This is a genomic window from Polaromonas sp. P3_C2, from assembly GCF_056402675.1.
The window spans coordinates 1-3,066 of the sequence record NZ_JBFUGX010000503.1 but is presented as its reverse complement, the minus strand read 5'-3'; the positions used below and the strand labels follow the sequence as shown (position 1 = coordinate 3,066).

Annotated in this window: 3 protein-coding genes; all 3 read right to left on the bottom strand. The window is 60.8% G+C overall.

Going from position 1 to position 3,066, the window contains the following annotated elements:
* Positions 1–153, bottom strand: a 153-nt coding sequence (locus AC1DWI_RS17945; RefSeq protein ID WP_477725353.1) for a KUP/HAK/KT family potassium transporter, incomplete at its 3' end; no start/stop codon positions are given.
* A gap of 433 nt (positions 154–586) precedes the next feature.
* Positions 587–1,882 (bottom strand): glutamate--cysteine ligase, encoded by a 1,296-nt coding sequence (gshA, locus tag AC1DWI_RS17940; RefSeq protein ID WP_457281482.1) that lies wholly within the window; start codon positions 1,880–1,882, stop codon positions 587–589.
* Positions 1,883–2,034: 152 nt separating this feature from the next.
* Positions 2,035–3,066: glutamate-5-semialdehyde dehydrogenase (locus AC1DWI_RS17935; RefSeq protein ID WP_477725352.1), on the bottom strand; the 1,032-nt coding region annotated here is incomplete at its 5' end.

Here is a 3,066-nt window from a genome sequence, read left to right as displayed (position 1 = left end):
CAGGATGCCGTAGACGTTGTCGGGGGTAAAGGGAACATGCCCGGAACCGAAAACTTCCTTGACGGCATACAGGACGCTGGTTCCGATGTCGCCGTAGACGACACCAATGGCGCCCAGGGTGAGCGCCGCGAGTGATGATTTTTTACTGGACACAAAAACTTCCCGTCTTTGCGCTCGGCCCGTTCAAGCGGGTCCAAAGCGGCGGGAATGGTTACCTTTGGGAACGCTATTTTGCGCCCAGGTACCCGGCTTGCAAGTCGGCGGACATCCCTAAATCCAACTAATCCCGATTTTGTTGCACCGCAACAACTTGTAACAATAGGGGTCGGCGGCCGATCAGGGAGGCAGCGCAGGCAGTTGAATTCTGGGTGCTACTTTTTTAATAGCTGGTCGCGCATGACCCGTCTGGGCTAGAGGCCTAAAAGACCCATAATCCGGGCCGTCTCGGGTACACAAGCTCCCCGACTTTCAGAGCGGCCGCAGGCAGACCGGCTTTGCCGGATGCCTTGCGGCGTCCCCTGCAAGGGGAAACGGCACTCCACGAAGCGTAGCGAAGTGAGAACGATAGGGGTGTGCCAAGCCATCTCTAGTCATACACCTCGGCGTCCGGATCGGTGGCTTCGAGTTCATAGCTCGCAGCAAGCATCGCCAGTCGGGCGATCACGCCATACATATAGAAGCGGTTGGGGCTGCTGGAGCCGGGCTTCTCGCCGGGCTGCGGCAGGCGGCCGCTGTCGGCAAAGGCCAGGGGTACAAAGCTGGCGCCGGGCGCGTTGAGGTTTTCGTCCACGCCGCGCTCGGCATGAACGCGGTAAAAGCCGCCGACCACATAACGGTCCATCATGTAGACCACGGGCTCGGCCACGGCGTCGTTCACGCGCTCGTTGGTCAGCACGCCTTCCTGGATGATCACTTCGGACAGCGGCTGGCCATCTTTCGTCGTGCTCATCTTGTTTTTTGTCTTGCGGTTCAGCGCGTCCAGGTCTTTCACGTCGCGCACCGTCATGATGCCCATGCCATAAGTGCCGTTGTCGGCCTTGACGACGACAAAAGGCTTTTCGTTGATGCCGTATTCCTTGTACTTGCGCTTGATTTTGGTGAGCAGCGCATCGACGTTGGTGGTCAGGCAATCCATGCCGGTTTCTTCGGCAAAGTTGACTTCACCGCACTGGGCGTACATGGGGTTGATAAGCCAGGGGTCTATGCCCAGCAGCTTGCCGAAACGCTTGGAAACTTCTTCGTAGGCCTTGAAGTGCCGCGACTTGCGGCGCACCGACCAGCCGGCATGCAGCGGCGGCAACAGGTACTGCTCGTTGAGGTCTTCCAGGATGCCGGGGATGCCGGCCGACAGGTCATTGTTCAGCAAAATGGTGCAGGGGTCGAAGTCTTTCAGGCCCAGGCGGCGGTCGGTCCGGATCAGCGGCTCGATCGTGATGGTCTCTCCGGTCGGCAGGTTCAGCGTGGTGGGCTCCTTGATGTCGGAGCTCAGCGAGCCGAAACGCACATTGAGGCCGGCCTGGTGAAAAATGCGCTTGAGCTGCAGCACGTTGGACAGGTAAAAGCTGTTGCGCGTGTGGTTCTCGGGCACGACCAGCAGGTTGCGCGCCTCGGGACAGATCTTTTCGATCGCGGCCATGGCGGCCTGCACCGCCAGCGGCAGCATCTCGGGCGTCAGGTTGTTCCAGCCGCCGGGGTAGAGGTTGGTGTCGACCGGGGCGAGCTTGAAGCCGGCGTTGCGGATGTCGACCGAGCTGTAAAACGGCGGCGTGTGCTCCATCCACTCCAGCCGGAACCAGCGCTCAATCGCCGGCGTGGAGTCCAGGACCCGTTGTTCGAGTTCGTTGATAGGGCCGTTCAGGGCGGTGATGAGGTGCGGAACCATTCGGCCACTTTCGAGTAGGGAATCTGTTATTTGCTTCGGTTATATCTGACCGAATTTTAGGGAGATTGGGACAGACTGCAGGGGTTACAAGGGGTAACGCCGCCGCAAGTCATCCAAAAATCCGTGGGCCGACTTCTCAGCCCGGCATGGCTTCAGGTACGGACTTCGCCCTGGCCCAGCACCACATATTTGAGGGACGTCAGCCCCTCAATCCCGACCGGTCCACGCGCGTGGAACTTGTCGGTGCTGATGCCGATTTCGGCTCCCAGCCCAAACTCGAATCCATCGGCGAAGCGGGTGCTCGCATTCACCATGACGCTGGCTGAATCCACCTCGCGCAGAAAGCGCTGGGCGTTGATGTGGTCGCGCGTGAGGATGGCATCTGTGTGGTGGCTGGAGTACTGGTTGATGTGGGCGATGGCTTCGTCAATGCCCGCCACCACCTTGATGCTGATGATGGGCGCGAGGTATTCCTCGTACCAGTCCTGCTCCGTCGCCGCTTTCAGGTTGGCGCCTTTGACGCTCGCCAGGATCGCCTGGGCCTCGGCATCGCAACGCATCTCCACACCCTTGGCGGCGTAAATCGCGCCGATTTTGGGCAGGAACTGCGCGGCCACACCGCGCGCCACCAGCAAACCTTCGCTGGCATTGCAGGGGCTGTATTTTTGCGTTTTTGCGTTGTCGGCCACTTTCACCGCCATTTCGATGTCGCAGGGGTCGTCGACATACACATGGCAGTTGCCGTCCAGGTGCTTGATGACCGGCACCTTGGCATCGCGGCTGATGCGCTCGATCAGGCCTTTGCCGCCGCGCGGGATGATCACGTCCACATACTGCGGCATGGCGATCAGGTGGCCTACGGCTTCGCGGTCGGTGGTCGGCACCAGTTGCACGGCATCGGCGGGCAGGCCGGCGTCAATCAGCGCCTGTTGCACCAGCGCAGCCAGCGCCTTGTTCGACTCAATCGCTTCAGAGCCGCCGCGCAGGATACAGGCGTTGCCACTTTTGATGGCCAGCGACGCGGCTTCAATCGTCACATTCGGCCGGCTCTCGTAAATCATGCCGAACACGCCAATCGGCACGCGCATCTGCCCCACGCGGATGCCGCTGGGCTGCTCCTTCATGCCGATGATGTCGCCAATCACGTCGGGCATCACGGCCAGCTGCTCGCAGCCCACCGCCAC

Bases quoted from the DNA above. Each gene is read 5' to 3' on its own strand.
- gshA (WP_457281482.1), bottom strand. From the start codon at position 1,882: ATGGTTCCGCACCTCATCACCGCCCTGAACGGCCCTATCAACGAACTC.